General features: G+C 54.3%; 14 protein-coding genes. 2 read left to right on the top strand and 12 right to left on the bottom strand.

Going from position 1 to position 22,121, the window contains the following annotated elements; all coding sequences use genetic code 11:
* Positions 1–68: 68 nt before the first annotated feature.
* From ACR3ZL_RS26200 to ACR3ZL_RS26180, 5 genes are all read right to left on the bottom strand, one after another.
* Positions 69–584, bottom strand: coding sequence for a hypothetical protein (locus ACR3ZL_RS26200; RefSeq protein WP_473650146.1), 516 nt, complete (start codon positions 582–584; stop codon positions 69–71).
* Positions 581–1,753: a hypothetical protein gene (locus tag ACR3ZL_RS26195; protein WP_473650147.1), complete on the bottom strand. Its 1,173-nt coding sequence runs from the start codon at positions 1,751–1,753 to the stop codon at positions 581–583. The genes ACR3ZL_RS26200 and ACR3ZL_RS26195 overlap by 4 nt, the downstream gene beginning before the upstream one ends.
* A gap of 18 nt (positions 1,754–1,771) precedes the next feature.
* A complete protein-coding gene (locus ACR3ZL_RS26190) occupies positions 1,772–2,053 on the bottom strand; it encodes a DNA-directed RNA polymerase subunit alpha C-terminal domain-containing protein (protein WP_283432147.1) in 282 nt (93 codons plus the stop codon).
* A 126-nt stretch (positions 2,054–2,179) separates the two neighbouring features.
* On the bottom strand, positions 2,180–2,935 hold the full coding sequence (locus ACR3ZL_RS26185) for a lipoate--protein ligase family protein (protein ID WP_473650148.1): 756 nt from the start codon (positions 2,933–2,935) through the stop codon (positions 2,180–2,182).
* A complete protein-coding gene (locus tag ACR3ZL_RS26180) occupies positions 2,916–6,371 on the bottom strand; it encodes an ABC transporter permease (protein ID WP_486173084.1) in 3,456 nt (1,151 codons plus the stop codon). Before ACR3ZL_RS26180 ends, ACR3ZL_RS26185 begins: the two co-directional genes overlap by 20 nt.
* Before the next feature lie 627 nt (positions 6,372–6,998).
* Here ACR3ZL_RS26180 and ACR3ZL_RS26175 point away from each other — a divergent pair.
* Positions 6,999–8,759: a TolC family protein gene (locus ACR3ZL_RS26175; protein WP_486173083.1), complete on the top strand. Its 1,761-nt coding sequence runs from the start codon at positions 6,999–7,001 to the stop codon at positions 8,757–8,759.
* A gap of 123 nt (positions 8,760–8,882) precedes the next feature.
* Here ACR3ZL_RS26175 and ACR3ZL_RS26170 read toward each other — a convergent pair whose 3' ends face one another.
* From ACR3ZL_RS26170 to ACR3ZL_RS26140, 7 genes are all read right to left on the bottom strand, one after another.
* Complete coding sequence (locus tag ACR3ZL_RS26170; protein ID WP_473650152.1) at positions 8,883–9,506, bottom strand: superoxide dismutase; 624 nt, start codon at positions 9,504–9,506, stop codon at positions 8,883–8,885.
* A 221-nt stretch (positions 9,507–9,727) separates the two neighbouring features.
* Entirely contained in the window at positions 9,728–12,550 is a 2,823-nt protein-coding gene (locus tag ACR3ZL_RS26165; RefSeq protein WP_473650153.1) for a UvrD-helicase domain-containing protein, read from the bottom strand.
* Complete coding sequence (locus ACR3ZL_RS26160) at positions 12,547–15,495, bottom strand: PD-(D/E)XK nuclease family protein (RefSeq protein ID WP_473650154.1); 2,949 nt, start codon at positions 15,493–15,495, stop codon at positions 12,547–12,549. The genes ACR3ZL_RS26165 and ACR3ZL_RS26160 overlap by 4 nt, the downstream gene beginning before the upstream one ends.
* 239 nt (positions 15,496–15,734) lie before the next feature.
* Positions 15,735–17,063, bottom strand: coding sequence for an acyltransferase family protein (locus ACR3ZL_RS26155; protein ID WP_473650155.1), 1,329 nt, complete (start codon positions 17,061–17,063; stop codon positions 15,735–15,737).
* Positions 17,050–18,132 (bottom strand): hypothetical protein, encoded by a 1,083-nt coding sequence (locus ACR3ZL_RS26150; protein ID WP_486173082.1) that lies wholly within the window; start codon positions 18,130–18,132, stop codon positions 17,050–17,052. Before ACR3ZL_RS26150 ends, ACR3ZL_RS26155 begins: the two co-directional genes overlap by 14 nt.
* Positions 18,133–18,525: 393 nt before the next feature.
* Entirely contained in the window at positions 18,526–19,194 is a 669-nt protein-coding gene (locus ACR3ZL_RS26145; protein ID WP_473650157.1) for a response regulator, read from the bottom strand.
* A 7-nt stretch (positions 19,195–19,201) separates the two neighbouring features.
* Positions 19,202–21,229, bottom strand: a complete 2,028-nt coding sequence (locus tag ACR3ZL_RS26140) for a histidine kinase (protein WP_473650158.1) — start codon at positions 21,227–21,229, stop codon at positions 19,202–19,204.
* Positions 21,230–21,523: 294 nt separating this feature from the next.
* Here ACR3ZL_RS26140 and ACR3ZL_RS26135 point away from each other — a divergent pair, with 294 nt between their 5' ends.
* Positions 21,524–21,910, top strand: coding sequence for a hypothetical protein (locus tag ACR3ZL_RS26135; protein ID WP_473650159.1), 387 nt, complete (start codon positions 21,524–21,526; stop codon positions 21,908–21,910).
* Positions 21,911–22,121: the final 211 nt, after the last annotated feature.

Here is a 22,121-nt window from a genome sequence, read left to right as displayed (position 1 = left end):
GCTAGCACCCCGCGATAGATACCGTAAGTGAACCGGTCTATTTCCTACCGACGGAATAAAGTGTTTGCCTAAGTCTTTCGGCGGAGTCGGTTAGCGACCCTGCTAGCTCCTGGTAATCGCCTTAGCGACTTGGGCAATCGGAAGCCGATCGATCGATCGGCAGGTGTATCGATCCGTTCCGGGAGCAAGTCAACTTGCTGGTTTGTCGGCGTTGGTTCGGATTTGCGGGCGACGACATAGAACGGATGTTCCGCGACTGCTTCTGGACCATCGGCCACAAAGACTCGGACACGAACGCCCCACTGGATTTTCAGCAAAGTGCCTCGGTAGCTCAACGGCGACGCAGGTAACCGGCACTGGATAGGCTGGCTCTCGCCAATCACCATCTTGCGAACTTCGGATGCATCGTATCGCTGGAAAAAATGGACACCCAGGTCTTCGTCGCCTTTACCCTCGGTATGCCACAAGACAGATACTTCCACACCGGTAAGTTCGTCTAATGCCACTCGGCTGACGCGCCAGCTCGCTTTCAGAAATCCACCAGCACAATAGCTGCCGTCGTCACGACACAACGACACATTCACCGCGGGCTGTTTGGCGGAACCATGAGCGGCGGATGCACGATGAGCGGGAAACTTCGGCAGAACGATGGCCAAGGGCGGGCTTCTCCTGAAACGATTAGCCTCCAACGAACAGAATTATTTGTCGCGCAAAAGGAATGCATGACGTTAGCGGGAAGCTCGAACTCCAATTGTTGCTCCCAGGGGGTCTGTGGGTCAACACGAACCGGACCTTCAGATAGCAATTCTTCTGAAAGCGCGACGTGATGATCCGAACGAACGTCAGTCCCTTGGCGAAAGAAAGACTCCTCCTCACAGACTAGTTCAATTTTAAGCCGTCGGAGTCGCATGCGGCCCATTTGCGAGATAAACAACGCGTATGCGCCACCCGGTTGCAATGGATGATCGCTTATTTCCAAGACCGTCGGGCCGACCCCGGCAATTTGGCGGACCTGGCGTAAAAACGACTTTAGAGACCAGTAAGCAACGCCGGCGAAAGGGATCAGTAGCATGGCCAAGATGGGTCTGGGGCGATCATACCACCATCCGGATATCGCAACGGCTAGTAGCACCACACAGACGGAGTTCCAGATCAATGCCAACGCAGCGGCACCAATGATGGTCAGCCGACCGGTGGATACCGAAGCGAGACGATAGCGAAGGCGTTCACCGGGGCTTTCGTCGAGCGTCCCTAATCGTGGAACGGCGGGTAGTTGCGGATACTCGTCGGAAATCGGCTTGAGTGATTCGCCGGTCTCGGTATCGCCAGTTGAATCCGACTCGCCCGAATCATCGGAATGAGCAGGTTTTTTCCAGCTTTCTAGCTTTTTGGTACGGGCAGAGATCCGTTCTTGGCTAAATCCCAAGTGCAGCAAGCGGTACCCAAGGCCGAACATGCCTGAGCCGATCGTCGCAACCGAGACCATGGCAACAACCCAACGCCCCCAATGGCCGCCGCCGTGGGCCAAGTCAGAATCCAGCACGACACGGGCTTCGGGTGGTAAGTCGATTCCGATTCGGGGAACCATCACCTGAGTGACTAGTACCAGCGTGAATACGAACACGCCAACGAAGATGAGTCCAAGGTAGAACGCGAGTTCACCCAGAACACCGCGGAGCGGTCCCGTTCGAAGGCGAAGTCCAAGTTTTTTACTCCAAGGACGCCACTGCCAAGATGATCGAGACCGACTCACGTAGATTTACGGCCTCTATCAGTGGGCTTTTGCTGCCACAACTTGACGACCGGGACGGAAGAAGCCGAGTTGCTCGAGCGCGTCGTAGACTTCATCGAGCGTTTTCTCGCCAAAGTTGCTGATTTTTAGCAAACGACGAGGGGTGGCGTTGAGCAAATCTCGAACTGTCAAAATTCCCGTTTCTTCGAGACAGTTGGTGGTTCGCACCGAAAGTCCCATCTCTGCGATACTCAAATCGAGGCGTTCGCGGCGTAGACGGGCTTCTTCTTCGGCTTGGCTAAGGGGGATGCGCGTCTTCATAGAGAGAATCCTTTCTGAACAATATTGTTGGAGAAGCGATCACTTTCGTGATAGCGTCAAGAATATCGTTTTTAACGGTTCGGGCAATGGGGAAAAGGCGAGGAGCCAGAACTCAATTTCCAGGCATTACCGTCTCGCATGCCATTCTGGATCGCCATAACGAGTTTCCATCAGTTCCTCCGCGAGATTCTCGACCGTTTTAACGAGCTCGCTCGACAAGGACGCATCGTTTTTGGCACCGAATTGTTCCGCCAACGACTCAACAAGTAGATGCTCTCGAGCGTCGATGTTGGTAACGAAATCTCCGTGTGATCGTCCCTTTCGATAATCGGGTTGCCGAGGTGCAAAGTCCAAACAACGGGTAAGCAATTCCAAGTCTGCCGACAATAAGATTGTTCCGTGATAGAGCAGATGGTGTCGGGCAACCCTTAGGCTATTGCCCGAAAACTTTCGTTCGTCGAGCGTCAGGTCGCAAATCCCAAGACGCTCGGCCTCCGGGATTTGAGTTTGAACGGCGGCTAGTACTCGCTCCATCACAAAGTCATGGGCTACATCAATTTTGCGAAGACCACCATCGCTGGGAACCGCAATCACCACGCTGTACATCAAGCATCCTGGGCCGCCGACAACCGAGGCTCCTCCGGTGCAGCGTCGTAATACTTCGATCGAATGCGAATCACAGTAAGCCGTATCTACCTCTTCATTCCGTTTGGAGCTTCGGCCCAGCACAACAGTTGGGTGAGTGAACTTCCAGGTTCGGAAGAGTTGCGTCGACGGCGGGTTGTGGTCTTGGTCGACGACCGAATCCGCCCACTGCAGCATTGCTTCGTCGCGTGCAAGTTCGAGTGGGGCTGGGCCGGAATCAAATTTCAATCGCAGCATGTTCCGCTCGTAGTGAGTCTAGTAGCGGCAGTGTCAGTGCACGCCACACAGCAAGTAGTCCGGCCAACATTCCAAAGACCAGGATGCCACCGAGTATCCAAAGTGGTTCGGCAATTGGAACCGACGCACCCGTAAAGTAGGCATAGGGCAGCACCGCCAGAATCGCGGTCGTCACTCCACATCCCATCCCCATCAATAGGAGATAGAGGTTTTCGCCAAGTACCAGATTGGAAATTCTTTGGCGAGTGAACCCGATCGCCTGCATCACGGCCAACTCATTTCGTCGTTCCAGAACGCTGCGTAATTGAGCAACAGCAAGTCCGATTGTTCCCAGCAGCAAACCCAACGCTCCTAGACTTTGGAAGGTACGCAAGTAGGTGTTTTGGACAGCAAGTAAACCGGCTAGAACACGGTCGGCCGATTGCACGTCCATGCCGACGTCCACTAAGCGAGATTCCAAAGCACTGGATACTTCGTCAGTAGAAACTTCCGAGTTGGTACGAATCAAAAAGTATCGATAGCCGCTTTCGTTTTCAAAAGTCGTCTCAAAGTTTTTCTGGCCAATCAACAACTTGCCTTGCAAGATCGAACCGGCCAACAGGCCGACAACCTCGAACGCTACTGATTTACCCGAACCATAATCAAAGGACTTTACTTGCCCAATTCCGCCCGTCATCTGCAAGCTCCACATTGCTGTGTTTTGGTCGATCACAACTGGAATGGGATCGTCGGGCTGACCCGTTGCCTTGCGTTCTAATAGAGTCCAGGTTTCCGCAGGGGTGTCACTGGCCGACGAAGCCCATGCGAACGCTTGCATTGCTTGGTCAACGTTGGGCGGGACCCCAAGTACGGTCGGACGTGCAGCTTGGTACAGATTGTTGCAGCTGGCATCGTCACCCGACTTCATCCGGCAAGCAACCACTGTCGAGTCTTCCAGTAGGTCAACGTCGCGTCCGAGCAGGTTGCGTTGGACGTCAACGTCGGAAAAATCTTTGGCGATCGGGCTTCCCGTTTCGGCAATCAAGTCAAAGCCACCGGTTCCTTCGTCGGTAGGCGACATGCGAAAGGCGGTGATCGATAGGATCAGGAAAGCCGCTGTGGCGACAAGCCCAATTGTTAGCGTGCTTCGAAGAGGACTGCGTCGAGCATTCGCACTGGCAAGTGAATACAAACTGGAACCCACCGGACGCTTCACCTTGAGTTGCAAATGAACCGTCACGAGTGTCGCCATCAGCAACATCATTCCTGCACCGACGAAGCCACCGGCCGCCTGTTGTCCAGCTCCTTTCGCACCCATGGCGGCCGCTGCTATCGCGATTGCCACCAATACGCCAATGATCACGTAGGTACGGTTGAGGCGAACAGGAGAGGATCCGGCTTCCGATTTCACTTCACGTCGTCCACCCAATAACGCAGCGGGGTCGAGTTGCAACAGAAACCGCAGAGTGACGACAGCCGTTACCATGCAAACGAGCCAGCTGATGACACCGCCCAAAATAATCGAGAACGCAGAAGCGTGAAATTCCAAGAACGGCACAGTGACTGCGCCGACCCACCACGACTTCAATGCCCACAGCACTAATGCGGCATAAGCGAATCCACCGGCGACACCCAGTAAGACGCCAAACAAGGTGATCCACGCGGTTTCAACGGTTACCAACGACATGACCCGCCGAGGGGAAAAGCCAACGGCCAACAACGTGCCAAACTCACCGATTCGTTGCAGCATTCCCAGACGCAACAGAAGTGCAATCAACATGACCGCGGCCAGAATTACAAACATGGATAACGCTAAGAACAAACCATCAAAAGGTGTTGTCCCTTTAGATGCGGCAAGTTGTTGTGCTCGAATGTGCAGCGGAGTCCAGCCAAGCTCCTCGCGAACAGGCTCGATGGCAGCCAGAATCTTTTGTTCCAGTTCGTCTAGATCGCGCCGGGCATCGATACGCAATCCCGTCGTGTGACCGAATCGACTTCCGAAATATTGGGTCCCAACCGATAGGGGCACAAAGGCTTTGGGGGTCAAGCGATGTTCGTTCCAATAGATGTCGTCTTCACGAGCGATTTTGCGTTCTAGCTGAAACGGCAGGTCCCAATCACTGATTGAATCCTGGTCGGTTACGCCAGGAACATCCGGTGTCAGGGCGGGGTCGTTGTAGGGTGTAAGCGGAGCGTCATAAACCGCGTCGCGGTTGCGGCGATACGGTTTGGTGGGACGAGTGATCGGGACCACGTGCGAGACGACCGCGTCAAAAGAACGTTCGACTTCACGGCCGTTTTCGACTTCCGGTTCATAGTAGAACACCCGTACTTTGGAACCGATGTCAGCGTTCAGCCGTTTTGCAGTCCAGTCATTGATCACGATTGGAATCGTGTTCGACGCTGGTTCTTGCAGCAGTTCCGAAGGAAGCTGGAAGTCCAGTTCAAGAGTTGCACCGGAATCCAAGGCCGAAATTGTGCTGTAGGGAACGCTGTACGAATCACTGACTGAGCTGTCGAGATTCTCGATCGCGTTGGCAAGATAGGTCATCACTGGTGTTACTTCGTCGCTCGGAATCATCGATTTGATTTTTTCGACAGCGACGTTGGGCAACAATAACGCATCACTCGTCAGCGAGATGTAGTCAAGTACGTCCCCCGACTGAACGCGTTTTAAATTCCAGCCCAGTGATTGAAGGGAAAGCTTGATTGAGTCGGCGGCGATCGCTTGGTCAAATAGCATTGCGTTCGCTTGACCTTCACGATCAAGGACGTCAGCCACCAGTTCACGGGAAACGAATACGGTTTTAGGAGTCGCTTGGCTAGGTGTCAGTGAGAAGCGACCGAGCCCCTGGTCGGGGATAATCGCCGTTACTTGCATGCGTGGCAGCCCCTCGCTTTGAATCTCGCGTTTACCCAACGGACTATCCGCCGGAACCGCCGCTTCCACGGGAAGGCGAAGCGTGACAGTATCGCCCACTGTCAGCCCCAGTTCATCGGCAGCCGATTGATTCATGAAAACGGAGTCGGGATCCAGCTTGGTATTCGGTGCAATGCCAGCAACATCGAAACTCCAAAACGAAGGATCGATACCCAAAATCTGGACTCCGCCAATTCGCCGAGTTTGTTGTTGATCGGTTTTGTGCTCGACGCTGCCGCCCGGGAACAAGATCACGTTGGTCGACTTTGCTTCCGCTGAATCGCCAGTTCTTTGCACGCTCGCGATCGGGAAGAACTGGCCGGGCGCCAGTACAGCCTCGATCTTGCCAAGGCGTTCGACCGTCAACGCTCGTAAGCTGCCACGCATCGAATCGCCGACTAACAAGGCGCCGACGATGACAGCGGTGGCCGTCGCAACCCCCGCGGCGATCGCGATCGTGACGCCTTTGCGATGGCGTAGTGTCGACCGAACGAACGAAAGAAACGTAAGCGTCGCGGTGGAACTTGGCGTGGACAAAGGCAAACTTTCTTGTGGCAAACAAACCAGAGAACCGACTTCGGCGAAGCAGTCGGTATGGACCCGTATTAAGGAACCCAATGGAATAGGGCCGGTCAAACTCAACCAACAAGTCGATTTGGCCAGTTTAGACGTTTTGTCGCAATCCGGCGACGGTGATCAGCTTGCTGTGGAATCGATTGGGACCACGCGGGCTGGCCCAAATGAGCCGAATTGCAGTTTCGCTTGTAATGATTGTAAGGAAACGGCAGGATGATCTTGACGGTTACATGTGCATCGGTCTCGGGGCTGGCGAGGGGCTTGATGGAACGACGATAGAGGAAGTGTCTCATTCCGTCGCATCGCAACCCCAAGATTGGCGTGTCGGTACCCGTTACTCCATTTCCAAGGCGAAGTCCTATTCTTTGCGTCATCTTATTGGTGACCTTAGGCATGTATGGATGTCGGTCGGGGCAGGGGCCGAATGCTGACATCGCTCGCCCCACTATAGGAACGGGGGCCGCTTTAGGTACGCCAGCTACATCGTCAACGCGGGCCTCGCTAGGGAAACCTACGCTTGGGGACGGACGTCCGTTCGTTTCAGCTTTTGACGATTCAACGTCTGGCGATGCAAGCAGCGATTTTGGTTTGACTGCGACTGCATCGGGCGAGGCGACAACAGTCGGGGCGCATGGATGTTTGGAAGCGGATTTCAAGAAGACGCAATTGGATGATACGCAGCGGTTGTTGCGAATGGTTTCAGCCAAGGAATCCAGTTCGCCGCCGCCACTCAATTCAACACACAATTCGCTCGACCAGGTTAGGCATGCCGGGACCTTGCCTGGCCAGTTTTATGATCTGACCGAACAAGAGTTGTTGGTGCTTGCGATACAAAACAGCGAAGTGATTCGTACGCTAGGCGTTCGGATCCTAGAAGCTCCGGCATCAGTGATGACGCGTTTAGATCCGTCGATCCGTGCGTCCGACCCGTTCTTTGGTCCTCAGGCCGCGCTTGCGGAGTTCGATAGCCAGATCGCAGCAAGTCTGACCAGCCAAAACAACGATCGCGTGTTCAACAACGCGACCCTCGGCGGCGACGTGCAGGAACTGGTGCAGGATTACGCCGAACTGAGTGCCAGTTGGCAAAAACGGAACACCTACGGCACGCAATTTGACGTTCGATCGATTCAATCTTACGACTCAAACAATCGGTCTGGAAACAGCTTTCGTAGCTTTTGGGAGACCCAGTTAGAGCTAGGCGTTCGGCAACCGCTCTTACAGGGTGCTGGCCGCCAGTTCAACTTGATCGCTGGTCCAAACGCTCGGCCCGGATTGAATTTTTCCAACGGGATCTGGATTGCACGAATCAATACTCAAATCTCCCAAGCGGACTTCGACATCGCGCTGCGAGACTATTTGCTCGATCTCTATACGGCTTATTGGGATCTGCACCGACACTATCAAACCTACGCTAGCGTGACCCAAGCTCGTGACGTTGCCTACGAGATTTGGAAGACGGTCGAGTCCAAGAAGTTATCAGGCTTGGTTGGTGGCGAGGCCTATAAAGAGGCACAGGCCCGAGCAACTTACTACCGATATCAGCGGCAGGTGCAAGCCACGCTGGGAGGCGGTAGCGGTGCTGCGGGACTTTACAGTGCTGAACGTACTTTGAGACGCCTGATCGGTTTACAGCCCACTTCACGCGAATTGTTGCGTCCGATTGATTCGCCCGCAAAAGCACGATTCGAGTTTGATTTGTCGGATTCGGTAGCCAAGGCGGTCGCGAGTCGAACGGAACTTTGTCGCCAGCGTTTGGAGTTGCAGCAGAAGAACCTAAGGCTAATTGCGGCCAAGAATTTCTTGTTGCCGCAACTCGACCTGATCGGCCGAACGCGAGTCCGCGGTTTCGGTGACGATTTGGGTGGCGGTGGAGCAGGGCGATTCGATAGTGCCGCGAAAGACTTCTATTCGCTTGATCACCAAGAATGGGAATTCGGCGTCGAGATGGGCGTATCGCCACTTCGTCGACAAGCAAAAGCCGCTGTACGACATGCCAATTTGGAGATCCAGCGAGAGCGAACCATCTTGCTAGAACAAGAGCGAGCCGTCGCGTTTGAAGTCGAAGAGGCGGTAGCGGAAATTCAGTCCGCCTATTTGACGCTGCAAAGCTCATGGGCTCAAACCGAGGCTTCGCGGCAGCGTCTGGAGTCGTCCGAAGCGTTGTATGAGGCAGGAAAGCTGCAACTCGAGTTTCTAATTGACGCTGCTGAAAACGTAGTCCAAGCCGAAACGCAATATGCGATTGATCAAAGCCGTTACAGCATGTCGCTGATCCGGCTTAGCCGAACAACTGGAACTTTAGCAGCGGATGTGGGAATCTGTGCTGGCTCATCGGTTGGTATTCGGTAGGACGCTGGTTGCCCGTTTTTGTCCCGTCACCTGCTAATGAAGTGGATACTCTTCGCGGACAACAAAAAACCTCGAACGGGAATCCCATTCGAGGTTTGGAGTTAATTTTTAAAGGCTGCGAAATTACTTAGCAGCTTCGAATCGCTTGGCAACGGCGTCCCAGTCGACCACGTTCCAGAACGCACCAATGTAGTCGGGACGGCGGTTTTGGTAGTGCAGGTAATACGCGTGTTCCCAAACGTCGAGTCCGAGGATAGGTGTGCCGCCGATTCCAGCGATTTCAGCACCCATCAACGGGCTGTCTTGGTTAGCGGTGCTACCAACTTTCAGCGAGCCACCCTCAACGTAAAGCCATGCCCAACCGCTACCAAAGCGGGTCGCGGCAGCGGCAGCGAACTGCTCTTTGAAAGCGTCGAAGGAACCGCAAGCCGAATCGATCGCGGCTGCCAAATCGCCTGAAGGTGCGCCACCTTTGCCAGGACCCATCACGGTCCAGAACAAGGAGTGGTTGGCGTGGCCGCCACCGTTGTTGCGGACGGCACCACGCTTGTCATCTGGCACAGCCGATAGGTCAGCGATGACTTCTTCGATTGGCTTCGAAGCGAGATCGGAACCGGCCAGGGCGTCGTTGACCTTGGTGACGTAGGCGTTGTGGTGCTTGGAATGGTGGATTTCCATGGTCCGCGCATCAATGTTGGGCTCGAGGGCGTCGTACGCGTACGGAAGTTCAGGAAGTGTGTAGGCCATCTTGCTATTGGATTGTGAGGGAGCGAGACAAAAGAAACTTTTCAGGTGAGCGGCAGTGGATCCTTTCCCGCAGGAAGAGGATGGCGCGTTCCGCCGCTCGACTTATGACTTTAGCAGCCCGGCTAGCGAGCGCGTATCGGTGGTGATTCACTAGTTTTCAGCGGTGTTTTCGGATTCGAGCAACCCCGCGTGGATATTTCCAATCCTGGATTCGACTTTGCTCACCGGTCCGGTCTCGCTATTGCATTTCGCCTCGGCAGGGCACCGATCGGCTGGAATTTGATTGAAATTGGCTCGACGGGGGCGGTCGATGACTCAGTTGGTTCTGATTCGTCCGTGTCCTGCCACCATTCGGGGTCACCGGATTCAAATAGCACCGTGTTGCCGGCTGACGGATCAGGTGCCTCATCCGAATCGACGTCTCGCCAAGCGTGATATAGCAATGAAGCTGAATTCTTGTTGGTAAAATCGGATTTGGTGCTTGGTGGTGTAAACAGATACAAACCCTGACGTGCTCGAGTCATGGCGACATATAACAGGCACATCGCTTCAGTCATCCGAGCGGTGACGTTGCCGCCGAGCGTCCGTTGCCAACGTAGCGGCAGGTAGTGCCATTGTTTTTCGCCCACGCTGCGGCTGAGACCGGCCGGTGGTTTTCCGAGATCCGGCAAGTCGGCCACACACTGGGGTGATTGCCCGATCAGCTCTTTGTGAATCTCCGGCAGGAAGACCGCGTCAAACTCCAGTCCCTTGGATTGGTGAACCGTCATGACACGAACTGCCGCTGCTTTGGGACGCTGCACCCGTTTGATACGGACCAATTCCACAAAGTCTCGTAAACGAGATCGAGCGGTGTGGTGGAACAGAGTTGCGAGCTCGACCAATTGTTGAAGACGGACGCGTTCCCGATCATCGCAAGCTGGTTCAAGAGTGGACGCCAGGAATTGGATCGCTTCGGGGAGACCTTGGTCTTCGATCAAACGACGGAGCTGGTTTGCGGCAGCAAGCTTGTCATCATCGGCGAGAGGCAGGCATTCGGGCAATGGCGAAAAGGCGATATGGTGCCGCCAACGCCCGTCACCGGGGTGCTCGACCATCATCAACGCGGACAAAATCCAACGGACGGCGACCGAATCGACCAACGGGTTACCACCCTCGGCACTGACATCAACGCCGCGTGCTTCGAGTTGGTCGATGAGGGTGGCGACGGTCGCGTTCGTTCGCGTCAAAACGCCGATCGATAAACCAGGGGCCGATCGATGCAGTGATTCAATGCGGGAAGCGACTTCATTGACGAGCGCCGCTTGGATGTCCGAGGCGGTCGGTTTGATCGGTTTGCCGTCCGGGTTTTGTGGGTCTGGTTTGGGCGGGACTTTCGGGCCAGTCATGAACTGTACGAAGCCCGGCAGGTCTTTTGCTGCGGTTTGCGGCGGAAATGATTTTGCGAAGTCTTGGAGTGCTTCGGCTTCGTAGACCGCTTTATCCGACGGATCTTCCGGCGAAGGGGTTTCCGCCAGCGGATGTCGAGTCAGGTTTTGAAACGCTTGGGTCACTGCATCAAGGACCACACGGCTACTGCGGTAGCTTTCGTCTTGCGCGACACTACGAACGCCCGGGATCTGTTCGTCGACGGCATCGAAAATCTCTGCTACACCGCCTCGCCATCCGTAAATGGCTTGTTTGGTATCGCCCACGCAGAAGAACGATTGGCTGCGACGAGGATCGATCAGGTTATTCGCGGCTTCCGTATCGTTGCCTTTTGGCACGACGGAATCGGCGATGACCTTCAGTACCTGCCACTGCACCGGAGCCGTGTCTTGGAACTCGTCCAACAACAAATGGTCAATCTTGGAATCGAGTTTGCTTTGGATTGTCTCTGCACTAAGCGTAGTGAATACGCTTGCCAATCGAACCGCGATATCATCGAACGCAAACGAACGTTGCGATTGCTTAACCAACGTGATCGCTTGGTTGTAATGATCGGCCACGCTGCCAGTGGCCAAGTTCTGGCTACGTAATAGCGACAGTGATTCACACTTCACGGATTCGTAGAGAATCTCGAAGTCTCTGTTCAGTTCCGGCGGGAACTTGCTGCGGCCGAACTTGATTTCTTCGTTGGTTAGGCGTGCTTTGTAGATGTTTTTGAGCAGGGTTTGTTCGACCAGAGGCGAGAAGTCTCGGGCGTCGAGATGATCGGCCATCTTTTCGAGCAACTCTCGAAGCGACTTCTGTTTAGGTTCAGCCATCCGCATCGAACCGGCCGTTCGCGTGATGTCAGCCGATTCGGGGCGCGTGGGAACCTCGAGTTGGTCCCATGCTTCGATGGAAGCTTGACGCGATAGACCGTAAGTCGTCTCGACAACCTGGATAAGTTCTCGGGCGATGTTTCTTTTGACGTCACCGCGTCCGAGCATGGAAATCAGCGATTCGATTTCGGCGGTCTGCAGTGAATCGATCATGTTGCCGATCGCAAGCTGACGCAGCCACACTTCTTCGATTTCGTCCGTTAATCGCCAACCCGGCGGCAGGTCCAGTTCAAACGGTAGTGCACGGGCGAGTTGTGAAAACAGACTATCGAGCGTGCAAATTCGCAGCCGGTGAATGTTCTTGAGTAGACGATGAAAGAGTTGCCCGCAAACGTGTCGGGGTAGTCCAGGCAATCCGACCTGGGCTTGCAGGGAAGCGAGAGCTTGTGGCTTATCAGGGTCCGCAGCATCACCAAGTGTGGTCAGTACGCGGGTCAGGATTTCGCCGGCTGCTTTGCGGGTAAACGTGGTGGCCAGCACGGTTTCCGGCGGCGCGCCTGTCAACAAGATTTTTAGCAGACGGGCGGTTAGTTGATAGGTCTTGCCCGTTCCCGCCGACGCACGTACTAGCGTGGGTTCGAATGCACCACGTAGTAGTTCGGGAGTGAGCATTTCTCGTTCGAGTAGCAGCTCATCAAGTGCATTGTCTGATGATGCGTCGTCTGATGATGCGTCACTGAGTAGCGAGTTTTCGAAACGATCGCCGGATGAGTTCGACGGTGTAGATGACTTGCTCATGATCCGGCCTCCGTTTCGTCGTCTTCGGATGCAATGAAGCTGCCACCGATCTCGTTGAACATCATTTCGTAATCGTCAAATTCAACACCAAGCGGGTTCGGTGCGAATTCACAGTTGCGGATTTTGCGAACGCATTCATGGATCAACTCGTCCGCCGCAGCGAATTGCTGTTCGGTGAACGAAGCCAAGTTGATTTTGGTCTCGGTGTCTTTCTCGGCGACGTTGAAGTAGCCCAGTTCGACTTGTTCCGGATCCGCGGGGATTCCTAAGTCCGGAATGAAACGCCGGTAGAGCGGGAGTTGCAAATCGACCCACCGTTTCGTTCCATCTGGATTGGATTTCAAGTGCTTCTTTTCAGGATGGTGACCATGGGTCTTGTAATCAAGGATTGCCCATCGCCCGGTTTCGGGGTGGTAGTCGATGCGGTCGAATCTTCCTCGTAGACCCGTGAACTCGCCGTCGAGCGTGATGCCCGTCGGCTGCTTGGGTTGTTTGGTTACGGGATCGATCTCTGTTTCATCAACGGAGGCTTCGACCGCGTGGATTTTCCAACCTTGGGCCACGCGTTCGGCCTGTCGCTCGGCCACCACTTTCAGTCGGCGTTGAGCTTGCCGGACTTGCAGTGCAACGGTCGCTTGCGTGTTGTCCCCATAATTGTCCGCTGCGTAGGCATGCAGATGTTCGATTAACGCTTCAGCGATCTTGTCGGGGTCGGGTTCGTCCTTGTCGCTGCTTTCACCGAATCGCTCCAAGGCACCGTGAACCAAGTCGCCAAATTGGTTGGCGGCCAACTCCAGTGCTGAATCGTCTAATGGGCGAAGACGCAAAACATGCCGTAGGTAGAATCGATACGGACAAGCTAGATACGCCGAAAAAGCCGTGACGCTAAGCGTTTTGATCGTTCGGCCAGGCTCCGGTGGCGGCGGACGATAGAATTGGTCAGCACGCGATGTTTCCGGTGCAGATGCGTGTAGCTGGCTTTGGATAGATTGGTGAGGTCGAGGTTCTGTGAGCAGGCGGCAGACTCGGCGAGCGGCATCATCCGCCGTTGCTGCTGAAAGCAGGCGGCTAGGTGGAGTGGGGGATCCATCAGCAGAATGAGTGCCGACAATGAATCGAGTTTCATCTCGGGACGTCACCATTTGATGCATCGCATGCACGTCTCGTGCGAATCGACGATCATTGTTTCGTTGATTAATCGTTGATTGAAGCGATGAAGGCAAGAATGGATCTCCAGAGGAAGCCTCCGGAACGAACGGATGGTTCAGGCCGCAAACGACGAGCGCTGGCGCATCATCGAGAGCGAGATCAAGCCAACCGAGAATCTCGATTTTCTCTGGTGAGGGCGTGTCAGGAAGCGTGAGTTCAGCAACCCGGCCCGCGAGAGTTTCCAGTGCCGTGGTGGAATCGACAGGGCTGTCTAGACTGGTGCTGAGCGTTTGTAGTCGTTCTAGAAGTTTGATCGTGGCTTGAAATGCTTGGTCGGAACGATCGGCGTTGTCACCGGGCGGGACCGCTGCTTGATCAGGTGTGTAAGCCCTCAGATTGCCGATGACGTCGGCCAGCACGCTACTCCATTTGCTAAGCCGTTGTGGCTTCTGGTTGAGCGGCGCTAACCAAGCTTCGACGCACGTTTTTACGTTATCTGGTGTCGAGATGCCGGGACGCTGTTGCGGTAGGGATTCGTCGACGCTGCGGGGAAACGCCTCGGATAGCAGTTGATCCAAACTGGTGATCCAACTTTTGGTTGAAACCCCTTTGGTGGAAGCGTTCGTATTGGGCGAGTCTGGGTCTGTTTGAGCTGCAGCAGCAAAATGTCGGTCAATAAAAGCGTAAACGTCCGCATGCCGAACAAGCGCCGCTAGCGAACGCCAAGTTCGGCGTTGGCGATAGGTCAGGATCAAATCCAACAAACGACCTACCGAAGTGAGTGAAACGGAATAGCCCAAATGGCGATACGTCCGGACATCCAGGCCGCGGCACTCGATTTCAATGGGGGCGACTTGGGACTCGTCGGTGACCCCGATCGTGATCGCATCGATAGCGTAATTTTTGCCAAACGATGCTAGTGATTCAGCGACTGCGTGTGACTGATCTTGCACTGCGGCCGCGGCAATAAGTTGCGTGTCTTGAATCGGAAGTTCGTGGTCCTTCCAGGCGTTCGCGATAAGACATCCCAGTGAATCGAAACGGCCGCTGTGTTCTTCGGGGGCTGCAATCAGTGAAGCCACCGGAACATCGACTTGCCCGATCATCGCTTTGACGAGTTCCGTTAGGTCAGTGGTGCCGACCAGGACGATCGGTCGCAACGCTCGACAGCGTTGGTCGGCGATCATCGAAAATGCCGACAAATTGGGGTCGCATCGATCCGCCTTTTCAAGCTCGGAAGCGTATTGAGCTTGCACATCGACAAGAAACTCCCAGCGACGTTGGTCGGTTGCTTCTTCCGCGAGATCATACACGTCGCTGAAGGAAAGGTTTTCAGCGGCAAGCGAAGAGAGCAAACGGCGAACGGTCCCGGCCAATTCAAGCCAGCCGGCGGTCGAATCGTTGTCTGGGGGTGTAGGAACGAGGGTCGTCAAGCGATCCGCTGGAGCCTGGGACAGTACCCGCGACCAAGCCAGCGTTTGTTCCATATCGGAAGCCCATTCCGCAGGACGTCGATACAGCAAGCTCGGCAAGCGACCTACCAAATAGAAACGTGGTGGTTGATATTGAAGTCCACGCTCATTCGCTTTTTGAAGCAGCAGTTCTTCTAGCCGGGCCACCGCTCGACTGGACGGCAATACGACATCAAAGCCGCTGAGGTCAAACGATTCCGATGCGTCAGGAATCGACGCGTCGGAATCAACCGACGGTTGGTCAAAAAGTGGAAGTGTCTCTTCACCGTCCGCGGACAGGGCTTGATTGGCATGCTCTAGAAGCCAGTCTGTTGCTGAATGCAAAAGTGGACGAGTCCACCCGCAAAAATGGCGTTGTACGATCCTTGAAACAGCCGAATGACGTCGAGCCGATTTAGATGAGCGGCGCGGGGCCGCGGATTTCTTTGCCAATGTTCTTCCTTGCGTGTCCCGTTCCGTTTTGAAGCAAGCGTGAAACGCTATGCTCGCGACAAGACATCGTAGAACGAACCGCTAGCAGCGCGGAGGGGGTTCACTCATTAGACCAAAACTGGCCAGCCTATTTAACCACGTGAAGGCGACACCCGGCGTGATCCTCGGATGCCCGTTCGAATTCTTTGCGGAGTGGTTTGTGTCATGCTGGCAGCATTCGCACGGTGATCACGTAAAGCAAGGAAGGGACGCTCGACCAGCATATGCAAAGCGATCGCAAATACCAGGGAAAGTGGCAGGTACACGCACGCGAAGACGGCAAAGACAGTTAGGTTCAACGCCGACGATCCGAGCACAGTTTGGGCGATCCAGACCGACAGAGGAATCACCATTAAATGCACGAGATACCAAGCATAAGAAAGCTTGCCAATCGCAAAGAGACCCGTGCCGCTGAGCAAACCAACGGGGCCGCCGCCTAAAACAAGCCCCAGCAATATCGCTGCCGACGCCATCGCAACCAAACTTTGCAGAAGCGTGATGTCAAACAGACTGACTTGATCTAGCAGCGGAACGAAGAACAGGAATGCCGAAAATACGCCAATCCCGGACCAGCAAATCAAGTGAGCAATGCGAGGATTCTGGGTCCAAGCGAACTTGTCCTTCTCTAGATAGATGAACGCCGCCAGAACGCCCATCGCTAAACCGTCGAAGGTCAGGTGAAAAGGACTTCGGAATTCGTGGAAGAACCCTTCGTAGTCAGTCGCGACGGTTCCCAATTGAACTTTGGCAATGCGGAAAAGTACCGGCAAAGCGATGATGCTCAAGAGACATGGGTAGCGAGCACGGTGCCGTTGTAGACGCAAGATTCCCATCAGCACGAACGGAGTGATTAGATAGAATTTCTCTTCGACCCCCAACGACCAAAAGACCACAACGATGTTGGCGGGCAGGTAATCTTGTAGGAACATCAAGTGGTAGCCCACTCGCCAGGCTAGATCTTCGTTCGCCACAACGAACAATGGCACCAGACCCAAAATTGCGATCACAATCGCAGCGAAGTAAGCCGGCACGATTCGGTAGGCACGACGGCGACCGTAGTCGGCCATATGACCAACGGTAAATTCCGTTCCGTACCGCCTCAGGATATGGATCGTGATCAAGAACCCGCTCAGGACAAAAAACAGATCGACGCCCATCCATCCGTTGTGCATTGGTGTGCCGAGATCCCAGCCGGAAACGTTCAGGAATCCCTGTTCACCCCAAAAAGGTCTAACACCGTGCCGACCGATCACTAGCAAAATTGCAATCGCTCGCAATCCATCTAACGCCGTGATGGCATTCTTAGGGCGATCCCACCAGCTTGGTTCACTGGCGTCACCATGCGACAGTTTATTCGCAACCTTCGTTCGCTCACCCGTTTCCGGCAGCGTGGGTTGGACGCTGGGTTTAGGCGGGGACATTCATGATCTCTTGATGGGACTTTTTGCGAGCCTTCCAGATATAGCTGTCAACAACGTAATGGTGAAAGTTGATCGATTGGAAAAGAACAACCTTGATACCCAGCAGCATCGTTACGTTGTCTGCGGCAATCAATTGTGTGCCTTGGTCGAGCATGCCGTACACGACGGTGGTGACACCGATGCAAACTAAGAAGTACATCAACGTTCGATAGGGGCTGCGTTGACATAGCCAAAACATCAACGGCGATAGAGCCTCTTTTTCAGGGCCCCGGAAGCGGTTTTGGTTGAACAGCCAAACGAACAGGATGTATTGTGCGTTGTGCCAAACGTTTGCGACTAACCATCCGGTGGTCATGTCCGGCGTCAGAACATAGGCGACGTAGAAAATGGCGTGATGGCTGACCAAGAACATAAACGGTGCATAGCTAAACCGGCCCATTGCCAAATCGTCGATTCGCAGCATCAGCCACACCAGTACGATGGCCACTGCGGCAAACATCGCAATGGAACTTGCCACGGCAGGCAACGCTGGCAACCAAACTGGTTGATAGATGAATGTTTCCCAGCCTTCGGTGCACCGATGGATAAGTCCCCACACGGGGATCGCCCAAACTGCAGCGTGATCGAAACGCGATCTTAAAATAGGTTGCTTGAAGCCTGACTTGCGTTGATAAAACGCAGAAATCCCGTAAGCCTGGCGCGTGTAGTGGTACCATTGCCAAAAGAAGTAGATGGTCACGATCGACCAACTTCCCGCAACTAGATAGCAGCCGACCACGGCGGCGATCACGATCAACGGCAGCCGGTAAAGCAGGAATTGGTTTTCCTGACGATCTTGACGGGTGCCAGCCAGCTTGGTGAATGTCGAGATGACATGATGGTAGCCCAGCAGCCACAAATCCAAGAACAGAATCGGCGTGAAGAGTCCTGGCTCGACGTGTACTAAGTAGCCAGATAGGATCGCAATGAACGCGACGCCGATGATCAAGGTGTGATCATAAAACGGTCCACTCAGAAATGCACTTTGCATTTGCCAAGGCCGAGTCACCGTTTTACTCGCGACGCTCACAACCTGCTCCCTGCGACTGAATCTGCGTATGTCCTAGGGCTTACAACACGGAATCAGCCCTTGTCTGGTACCACCCTCATGTGGATCGACAGTACGGGCAAAGTCGCTCGAAGAAATACTTGGCGGGGCCGGTTGTGATGAAAATACCGGCAACCGGAATGTTGCCAGTCCAGGCTGGGTTATTAGGCACGTGTCGACTGTCTGTTTGGCCTGGCGAGCTAAGGCCTAAGCGGATTGGCCAACTGGCATATCCCACCGGCAAAGTGTCGAGTTGTCGAGTTGTCGAGTTGTCGAGTTGTCGAGTTGTCGAGTTGGCGAGTTGGCGTAATCGCTAACTAGCAAGTCAGTGTCCGGCGAATCGCTGACTTGGTGGCTATTGATTAGCCAGATCTTTCAGTCCTTGCCCGTCGGAAAGATGCCCAGCCGGTAGGCTTTGCTGATTGCCGATGGTGCGTTTTGGACGTCTAGCTTCTCATAGATTCGGCGGATGTAGGTGGCAACCGTCGGAACGCGGATATCCAGTTCCTTTGCGACTTGTTTCTTCAGCAGCCCCTGCCCGAGCAAGGATAGGATCTCGAGTTCTCGTTCTGACAACGCATGGGCGAGCTCTTCGCACGGTTGGTGCTTTTGCACCGAATCGAAGATGTACTTCGCCACGTTGCTATCGATCGTGGCGCCGCCGTTGGCGATGGTTCGAATCCCATCGACAATTTGATTGACGGTCGAAGATTTCAGCAGATATCCAACGGCTCCCTGTTGGATAGCTTCGATGACGTCGGCCTCGCGATCGGATTGGGTCAGGATGATGATTTTCGCGTCCGCCAGATTGCGTCGAAAGGCAGGGAGCGATTCCAGCCCCGACTTGCCCGGAAGGTTGACGTCCAACAGGATGACGTCGGGTTGCGGGTGAAACGACTGGTCTTTGATATTGCGCAGCGCTCTTTCCGCCGAACCCACTTGGCTAACCAAGACGATGTCGGGTTCTTCGTACAGTGCCATCTCGATTACCTCGCGATATTCGGGGTGGTCTTCCACCAACATGACATTGATTGTTCGATTCATGATTGTCTCAAGTCCGCCTGCTCCAACGCCCTACTTTCAATCTCAATAGAATACAGGTTCCGCCCGCTTCCGGGTGCTCGGCCGTCACTTTTGCTCGAAGCAACTGTGCCCGGCGCTTTAGCGAACCAGGAACGCTATTCGTTTTTGTGCCGCTTGTCTGTGCGTCTGTGATACCGTGCCCATTGTCGGTCACGCGAAGGCTGATTTCGTTAGTTGTGCCTTTCAGGTGCGCCGAAAATTGAGTTGCTTCACTGTGACGGCTAATGTTGACGAGCGATTCTTTGTAAAAGAGAAATAGGTCCGCCCGAGTTTGCGGTTTCAGGACCTGCAAGTGCTCTTCGCCCTCTATCGTTAATTGGCCGTCCAAATCGGCCATGATTCGCTGGGTGGACCGGCGCATGTCTTGAACCAAATCGGCATGCAAAAACGAGTCCTGTGCCATGTTAGTCGAATGTCGCACAGCGGAACTGGCCCGCTGGCTCATCATCCGAATTCGATCGTGCAGACTTTTCAGTCGGTCGGGGGAGTTGGTCGCGTTCTGGGCCAAGTCACCGAGCAGGCCGATCACATGGAGGTCGGCACCAAGTTCATCGTGCAGGTCGGCTGCGATCCGTTTGCGAATCTCGGCAATTTTTCTTGCCCGGACAATCCGTTCGATCAACACGGTGCACCCAATTCCAGCCGCCAGTAGTGCTGCCAGCCAGGTCATCCGAGTGAGGTCGTTGGTTTGTTGTTCGTACCGACGCGACAATTCAGCTTGGAGCAATGGACGCTCCGTTTCCAAGTCATGTCGCAGCGCAAGTTCCTCAATCCAGACCCGGATCGGTAGGATCTGGCCATAAAGATTGTTGTCGTCCGTCAGAGCCTTCAGTGTGCGAAATGGCTGGTCGGGTTCACCCTCGATGTACGCTCGCTTGCCGATCGCGATGTTGTTGCGGCGGGAGTAGACCTCGATTTCGGCAAACCCGATACGAAACGTATCCAACGCTTCGCTGGTTTCCGGCTTAGGGTCAGCTGAAGACAATCGGAGATATCGCGAATTAATCGGTGGAAATCTCCACATCATGATCGGCCCGATTTCTTTGATGCTTTTGCTTTGGAAGTCGATGAGGACCTGGGCGTCGGAAAAGTCCGGCCGAGTGGCCGATTCGATTTTCAGGTGTTGCGGCATCCCGAGGTCTCCGGCGTGTGCTTGCGGGACCGTGTCGCTCTGGTCGACCGCGTGCAAGTGCAGCCGATGGATCAGGTATTCTTCTTCCAAGTCGAGGTGCAAGACAGGACGTTCACCATGTGGGCTTACGTAAGAAATACTGGGTGTTCCGCCGGACGAATTCATCAGGTACGGCATTTGGCCGTCGACTAAATAGCGTTTGTCCCAAGCTCCAGCGCGATCGACGGAGTTCGTTTTCGCCTTGACCGGCCGCCGTAATGCGACATTTTCGGTGTCACTGAATACCAGCAGTTCGGCAAGTTGAAATACATAACGACCGTCGAATGCACGCGTCGAAAGTCGCGTGGCCTCCACTCGCACCCAGGACGCTAACGTTTTATCGATAGGAATTACCAGCGGTCCTAGTCGAGATCGGTTGTCGCCGATTGTTTTGTGCTGAGCAACCAGTTTTCCAATGTGGTCGGTCTCGGTGCCGACTCGAATGGTAAAATCCAGCGGGAATCCGTCTGACTTAAACCCCATCGTCATGTCACGCCAGATGTTTGGCACCAAGACAACTTCGTCAATCAGAATTTCATTCTCAAGTTTGACTTCCACCCACTGAGGCGGCGGTGGCGATCTTCTCGCGGTGGATCGATAGCCGATTGCTCCGACTCCGCTGCGCAGGCTGTATTGCGAGAGTTGCCCCAATTGCCGATCAATCTCGACCGCTCGTTCTTCCAGTTTGGACAGCGGAAGCGTGGCCAGATTCAGTGAGGTTTCGGCAGCGGTCGTGTGTTCGCTTCCTAACCCGAAAAGCCCCAGCGAAAACGCGACAATCCCCATTGCAACTGCGTGGAATGTTCGGGGGCCGGATCGGTTCATGCTGATTCGTTAACTCGTGGCTTCAGAGCGTCGGCTACTTTCGGAAAGCCTCTCTTTATATCCCATTCCAAGTCACTAGGGGCATGTTTTGGGGGTCTGGTTGCCGGTGTGTCGTGAATCATTAGGCGTGCGTCGCAAATCATGCTTTGATTCAACTGCGCGATAGCGATTCTATATGGGTGGTGAAGGCTGGTCTGTTTCGGCATCGAAAAGACGCAAGATTGAGCGACTAGATCCACGTTATCCGCGAGTGAAAATCCAAGTTCGTTAGTAAAAACTAAAAGCAGTCTAGGAATGAAAAAACGCCCCTTTCTTCTCCCCATTCTAGTTGGCGTGCTTTTGGCTTTCGGTTTTTCCACCGATGTTGCCGCCGCTGATAAAGAGTTTCCTCAGCAAGCCGGTACTGGAAGCGTCGATCGTTTCACAACGCATGGTCGAGAGGTTTACCGATTCGTGCCCACTGACATGAAGCTGCGAATGGTTAAGTTCGTTCCAGGCCAACTGGGCTATAAGAAGAACAAGCTGCCAAAGGAATATGAAGAAATTCTGTCGACTGCATTGAAGGATCAAAAGCAGATCTTTCTTGATTGCAAGTATTTCGATCATGGCCCCAAAAAGACAGCGATCGGCAAGAAGATCATCGTCCTGAAACTGGTCGAATCGGAACCTGGCACGGAGTGAATGCGGAAAGGAATCCTTGTTTCGAATTCGATGCTTTCGTTGAGTTGATCTCAATGAGTTGAGGTCAGCGAATTAGAATGGGCGTGAGCTGGATGGACAGTCGCCCTCGCAATCTTGTGGTGCAGGCTTCCGCGTAATAGTTACCGGTCTGTCCAGGGAAACGCCCTCTTCAATCCCCCACCCCCATCTTTCCCACCTCTGTTTGCACTGG

The organism is Rhodopirellula sp. J20-39 (genome assembly GCF_057365095.1).
Note: the sequence above shows the minus strand (reverse complement) of the source record. Positions and strands in the feature narration are given on the sequence as shown.

Excerpts from the sequence above, each read along its gene's own strand:
- ACR3ZL_RS26190 (WP_283432147.1), bottom strand. The coding sequence starts at position 2,053 with ATGAAGACGCGCATCCCCCTTAGCCAAGCCGAAGAAGAAGCCCGTCTA.
- ACR3ZL_RS26185 (WP_473650148.1), bottom strand. The coding sequence starts at position 2,935 with ATGCTGCGATTGAAATTTGATTCCGGCCCAGCCCCACTCGAACTTGCA.
- ACR3ZL_RS26170 (WP_473650152.1), bottom strand. The coding sequence starts at position 9,506 with ATGGCCTACACACTTCCTGAACTTCCGTACGCGTACGACGCCCTCGAG.
- ACR3ZL_RS26165 (WP_473650153.1), bottom strand. The coding sequence starts at position 12,550 with ATGAGCAAGTCATCTACACCGTCGAACTCATCCGGCGATCGTTTCGAA.
- ACR3ZL_RS26155 (WP_473650155.1), bottom strand. The coding sequence starts at position 17,063 with ATGTCCCCGCCTAAACCCAGCGTCCAACCCACGCTGCCGGAAACGGGT.
- ACR3ZL_RS26145 (WP_473650157.1), bottom strand. The coding sequence starts at position 19,194 with ATGAATCGAACAATCAATGTCATGTTGGTGGAAGACCACCCCGAATAT.
- ACR3ZL_RS26140 (WP_473650158.1), bottom strand. The coding sequence starts at position 21,229 with ATGAACCGATCCGGCCCCCGAACATTCCACGCAGTTGCAATGGGGATT.
- ACR3ZL_RS26135 (WP_473650159.1), top strand. The coding sequence starts at position 21,524 with ATGAAAAAACGCCCCTTTCTTCTCCCCATTCTAGTTGGCGTGCTTTTG.